The organism is Mesorhizobium sp. M7A.F.Ca.CA.002.04.1.1, assembly GCF_004022805.1.
GTDB classification, from domain to species: Bacteria; Pseudomonadota; Alphaproteobacteria; order Rhizobiales; family Rhizobiaceae; genus Mesorhizobium; species Mesorhizobium ciceri.
This window is the reverse complement of sequence record NZ_RZPL01000356.1, coordinates 1-5,622: the sequence shown is the minus strand read 5'-3', so window position 1 is coordinate 5,622 and position 5,622 is coordinate 1. Positions and strand designations below refer to the sequence as shown.

Below are 5,622 nucleotides of genomic sequence, written 5' to 3'. Positions count from 1 at the left end.
GGCTACAACGGCGATTTCTGGGGCGCCAGCGTGGCCGGCGTCGCGGCCGACCAGGGCTTCTATGCCAAGCACGGCGTCGATGCCAATATCAAGGTCTTCACCAACGGCCCCATCCAGGTCCAGGCGCTTGGCGCCAACAGCCTGGAATTCGGCTATCTCGGACCGGGCGCGCTGTGGCTGCCGGCGAGCGGCAAGGCCAAGATCATCGCCGTCAACGATGTCGGCTTCTCGGACCGGGTGATCGCCCAAGCCGGCATCACGTCCATCGCCGGCCTCAAGGGCAAGAAGGTCGCGATCGCGGCCGGCACCTCGGGCGACATGCTGTTGCGGCTGGCGCTGCGCAAGGCCGGTATGGCGATGACCGACCTCGACATCGTGCAGATGGACCCGAGCACCATCGTGGCGGCCTTCGCCTCCAAGCAGGTCGACGCGGCCGGCATCTGGTATCCGTTCGTCGGCATCATCCAGAAGAGCGTTCCCGATCTGGTGGAGCTGGCCAAGAACGACGACTTCTATCCGCAGACCACATTTCCGAGCGTCTTCATTGCCCGCAACGATTTGGTCGAGGGCAATCCCGATCTCGTCCGCAACGTGGTGCGCGCCATCAAGGACGCGCAGGATTTTCGTGCCGCCAACCAGGACAAGGCGATCGAGATCACCTCCAAGCTGCTCGGCATTCCTGCCGACCAGCTGAAGACGGAAGCCGGTTATGGCCGTTTCATGACCTCGGCCGAACTGATCAAGCTAACCAAGGACGGCACCGTGAACGGCTGGTTCTCGACGATGAACGACCTGTTCAAGACCTTTGGCAAGCTCGAGACCTCGCTCGATCCCAAGGACTATTATCTGGGCGATCAATACATTTCGGCCTGACGGCCTTCTTGAAATCGCCCCTTGCAAACCGCAAGCCCCGGCAGCGAACCGGGGCCTGTTTCCTGACAATCACAGCAGCGACGAGCCATCCATGAACGTTCTCTATATCGACATCGACAGCCTCAGGCGCGACCACCTCGGCTGCTACGGCTATCATCGCAACACCTCTCCCGTCATCGACAGCCTTGCCGGCGAGGGCATCCGCTTCGAGAACGTCTATGTGTCCGATGTGCCTTGCCATCCGTCGCGCACGGCGCTGTGGAGCGGCCGCCACGGAATGCGGACCGGCGTGGTCGGCCATGGCGGCACCGCCTGCGAGCCGTTCCGCGAAGGCGCCGAGCGAGCCTGGGCCGGCACCTTCTACGAGGAAGGCTGGATGCGGGCGCTGCGCGATCTCGGCTACCACACCACGACCATCAGCAGTTTTGGCGAACGGCATGGCTGCTGGCATTGGTATGCCGGCTTCAACGAGATCATCAATCCCGGCAAGGCCGGCATGGAGAACGCCGACGAGGTTTCGGGCCTGGCGATCGACTGGCTGAAGCGCAATGGCTCGGCAAAAAAGTGGTTCCTGCATGTCAATGTCTGGGACCCGCACACGCCCTATCGCGCGCCGGACGCTTTCGGCGACCCCTTCGCCGACCAGCCGCTTCCCGACTGGATGACCAGGGCGGTATTCGAGAAGAGCCATGCTGGCTACGGCCCGCACAGCCCGCAGGAACCCTCGGGCTTCGACGTCGAGCCGGGCGGATCGAAATACCGGCGCATGCCGTCGCCGATCAGCGGCATGGACACCGTCAAGGCCTGGTTCGACGGCTACGACACCGGCGTGCTCTATGCCGATTATCATGTCGGTCTCATCGTCGAGGAGTTGAAGCGGCAAGGCCTGTTCGACGACACGATCATCGTCATCGGCGCCGATCATGGCGAAAACCTCGGCGAGCTCAACGTCTGGGGTGATCATCAGACGGCCGACGAATTCACCTGCAACGTGCCGCTGGTCATCCGCTGGCCCGGCGCCGAGGACATGCGCGGCGTCAATGGCGGCCTTCACTATCATTTCGACTGGGCCGCCACGCTGATCGACCGGCTCGGCGGCAACGTTCCGGCGCTTTGGGACGGGCGCTCCTTTGCACCGGCGCTTGCCGCGAAGGAGGAAGGTGGCCGCGATTTCCTGGTGCTGAGCCAGGGTGCGTGGGCGGTACAGCGCGGCGTGCGGTTCCGGCTCGGCGGGGCCGACTGGCTGATGCTGCGCACCTATCATGACGGCTACAAGGATTTCGGCCCGGTCAGCCTGTTCAATCTGAGTGAGGATCCGCATGAGCAGCATGATCTCTCAGGCTCCCGAAGCGATGTGGTCGATCATGCCAGCCGGCTGCTCGAGGACTGGCGCAGCGCCATGGCCATCCGCAGCGACAGCGATGTCGACCCGCTGGTGACGGTGATCCGGGAAGGCGGGCCGTTCCATTGCCTTGGCGAGTTGCCGGCCTATCTCGAAAGACTGCGCCGGACCGGCCGCACCGATGCGGCAGCGGCCCTCGAGCAGCGCCACCCGGCACCGCCGCCACGGCGCAAATCCCTGAACTGACCGGCCGGCGGCACTTGGCCGTGCCCTAGCAGCCAGTTGCCGCTGCCTCACGACAGGCCGGCCGGTTCGCCCTATCTCCATGCCGCCGGTCGGGTTTGGACCCGGCGATATGGAGGATGGGATCACGTGACACCGACGCCGATTGCCCGTCGCGAAGCGGCGCCCTTGCCTGTCGCAGCACTGATGGGCGCCATGGTGTCGATCCAGATCGGCGCCACCTTCGCCAAAGGCCTGTTCCCGCAGATCGGCGCGCAAGGGACGACGACGCTCAGGCTGGTCATCGGTGCGCTGATGCTGATCGCGGTGCTGCGGCCCTGGCAGATGCGGCCCTCGCGTGCCACCATGCCGTGGCTGGTCGCTTATGGAGTGACGCTCGCCGCCCTCAACCTCCTGTTCTACGCAGCGCTGGCCAGGATTCCGCTCGGCATCGCGGTGGCGCTGGAGTTTACCGGCCCGCTTCTGGTGGCGACCTTGACTTCGCGGCGCGCCAGCGACTTTGCCTGGATCGCGCTGGCGGTGGCCGGCATCCTGCTGTTGTCGCCCTTCGTTCGTTCCCTCGCGCCGCTTGATCCGATCGGGGTGATGCTGGCGCTGGCGGCCGGCGGCTTCTGGGCGCTCTACATCGTGCTGGCCCAGAAGGCCGGCGCGGAGCTTGGCACCCGCACCACCGCCTACGGCATGGCCATCGCCGCCGTGCTGGTGCTGCCCTTCGGTGTCGCCCAGGCGGGATCCGCGCTGCTGGCCCCGTCGATCCTGGTCAGCGCGCTGCTCGTCGGCCTGTTTTCCAGCGCATTGCCGTTCTTCCTGGAGATGGTGGCGCTGACCCGCATGCCGGCGCGCATCTACGGCACGCTGACCTGCCTGGAGCCTGGGCTTGGTGCACTGGCCGGCTTCCTGTTCCTGCATGAAAGCCTGACCGCGACGCAACTGGCCGGGATCGCTGCCGTTGTTGTCGCCGCCTTCGGCACGGCGCTGACATCACGGCCGCCGGTTCCATCGCCGGAGTAGGGGAACGATTCGTCGGCACTGGGTATTTTCGAGTAATCCGAAATTCAGCCAGCCAGATCCGCGAAATCAGGCCAATCCTTGTTCAGGACGGCACTGAAATTGTCGCCTGGCGCACAAGTATTTCCGGCTCTGGACAGACCGTGATCTGGTCCAATACGGTGCGTGTCGAAGTGAAGACGCGATTGTAGAAAAGGCCGGTCGTCCCTTGCAAAAGAACGTCTTCTCATCGGCGGATCTGCCGCCGCATCTGGATCATCGCGCACGCTTCGCGCTCTGGCAGGACGTCCATGTCGCCGAGATATGGTCGGTCGAATACACGATTTCGGAAAGACTGTCGTTCGAAGCCGCGATCGAAGCCACCGCTGTCGGGTCGCTGGTGCTTGGACAGATGGCCGGGACGATACGTCATGCCAGCCGCAAGGCGGGCAATATCGCCGCCGACGGTCGCGACGGCTATCTGCTGCTGGTCAACAATGGCGATACGGTGCTCAGCGGCACGCAGATTGGCCGCGATTATCACGTCGGCAAAGGCGAGGCCGCCCTGGTCTCGGCTTCGGAAGCGTTGCAGATGACCGGCGGCGACAGCAATGTCTGGGCCAATGTGGTGCTTCCCCGTGCCGTGCTGGAAAATGCCTTCGCTCATATAGAGGATCGGCTGGCGTTGACCGTCGGCGCCGACAATGAGGCGCTCGGCATGCTCAAGCGCTATTGCAGCTTCCTGGAAGCAGGCCCGGCCCTGGTCTCGCCCGACCTCATCGGCCACGCCACCGAAACCATCGTCGACCTGATCGGCCTGGCGACCGGCGCCAAGGGCGAAGCGGCCGAACTGGCGGGCCTGCGCGGTCTGCGCGCGGCAAGGCTGCAGGCCATACTGCAGAAGATGCGGGACAATTTCGCCGATCCCGCCATTTCGGCGCAGGGCGTTGCCGGGCAATTGCGGCTCTCGGTCCGCTATGTCCATGACCTGCTGCAGGAAACCGGGGTGAGCTTTGCCGAGCGCATTCTCGAACTGCGCTTGCAGAGGGCGCATCGGATGCTGTCCGACAGGCGCAACGACCGCATGCGGATCAGCGAGATCGCGCTGCTCAGCGGTTTTTCCGACGTGTCCTATTTCAACCGCTGCTTCCGCCGCCGCTTCGGCTCGACGCCGGGCAGCGCCAGATAGTTTCCGACAGCCACCGAATGCACGGCGCGCCGATCGACTGAGGCTGAAAAGCCACACCGACCGGGAAAGCGCCGTGGTGCTTTCCCCGACAATTCGGGTGCGGCCCAGCCCAAGACGCGGCCGGCGGACAATGCAACACCGGATTTCTCGACAACAGCTGGATCTCCGCAGCTCATTTGTGCGGCGGGGAAGCAACATGGGGCGGCAGACAACAATGAAAATTCTTCTTCTCGCAACGGCCTTCATTCTCGCGCCGCTCGGTGTGGCGTGTGCGGCTGATATCAATGAGGTTTCGCCTGTTGCATCCGGCTACGACTGGTCCGGACTCTATGCCGGCGTCGACATCGGCTACGCGGCCGGAAAATCCAATCTGTTCATCGCCGGCGGCGGACTGGGCGGGGCCACCGATCTCAACGTTGGCGTCGATCCGAACGGATTTATCGGCGGCGTCCATATCGGCGCGAATTACCAGATGGAGAACAGCTTCGTGATCGGCGCCGAGGCCGACATTGCGTATGGCAACATAGATGGGCTGACGGCCCTCGACGCCGGCGGCGGCGGCGTCACCACGTTGCTCAAGAGCGAACTCAAATGGTCCGGGTCGGCGCGGCTGCGGGCCGGCTATGCTTTCGATCGGACCTTGCCCTACATCACTGCAGGCGTCGCTGCGGCCAAGTATGAGCTTATTGCGGTCAGCGCCGGTGGCCCTGCCGCCGAAGTAACGCTCCACAGCGACAGCCATGTCGGCTGGACGGTTGGCGCCGGCATCGAGCACGCCTTCACCGACAGGTGGATCGCTCGAGCTGAGTATCGCTACTCGGACTTCGGCAGCCAGGACCTCTCGGTGGCCGCCGGCCTGCCCACGGAAACCCATGTCGACCTCCAGACACAGGATATCCGGGTCGGGCTCAGCTACAAGTTCTGATCCGCTGAAGCTGCTGATCTCCCCCTTGAGGGGGGGTGAGGAGTGGTCCGCGCAGCGGACGGA

At 64.4% G+C, this 5,622-nt stretch carries 5 protein-coding genes; all 5 read left to right on the top strand.

The genetic code is table 11. The features are described 5' to 3' along the window. Positions 1 to 873 (top strand): aliphatic sulfonate ABC transporter substrate-binding protein (locus ENZ75_RS18795; protein WP_128278234.1); only part of this gene is annotated, 873 nt, incomplete at its 5' end. A gap of 91 nt (positions 874 to 964) precedes the next feature. After that, on the top strand, positions 965 to 2,461 hold the full coding sequence (locus tag ENZ75_RS18790) for a sulfatase (protein ID WP_063168595.1): 1,497 nt from the start codon (positions 965 to 967) through the stop codon (positions 2,459 to 2,461). 126 nt (positions 2,462 to 2,587) lie between these two features. Continuing rightward, positions 2,588 to 3,469, top strand: coding sequence for a DMT family transporter (locus tag ENZ75_RS18785; RefSeq protein ID WP_063168594.1), 882 nt, complete (start codon positions 2,588 to 2,590; stop codon positions 3,467 to 3,469). Positions 3,470 to 3,674: 205 nt separating this feature from the next. Then, positions 3,675 to 4,634, top strand: a complete 960-nt coding sequence (locus tag ENZ75_RS18780; protein WP_063168593.1) for an AraC family transcriptional regulator — start codon at positions 3,675 to 3,677, stop codon at positions 4,632 to 4,634. A 214-nt stretch (positions 4,635 to 4,848) separates the two neighbouring features. Then, a complete protein-coding gene (locus tag ENZ75_RS18775) occupies positions 4,849 to 5,559 on the top strand; it encodes an outer membrane protein (RefSeq protein ID WP_063168592.1) in 711 nt (236 codons plus the stop codon). The last annotated feature ends 63 nt before the right edge of the window (positions 5,560 to 5,622 follow it).

Coding starts and splice junctions, on each gene's coding strand:
- ENZ75_RS18790 (WP_063168595.1), top strand. CDS start 965: ATGAACGTTCTCTATATCGACATCGACAGCCTCAGGCGCGACCACCTC.
- ENZ75_RS18775 (WP_063168592.1), top strand. CDS start 4,849: ATGAAAATTCTTCTTCTCGCAACGGCCTTCATTCTCGCGCCGCTCGGT.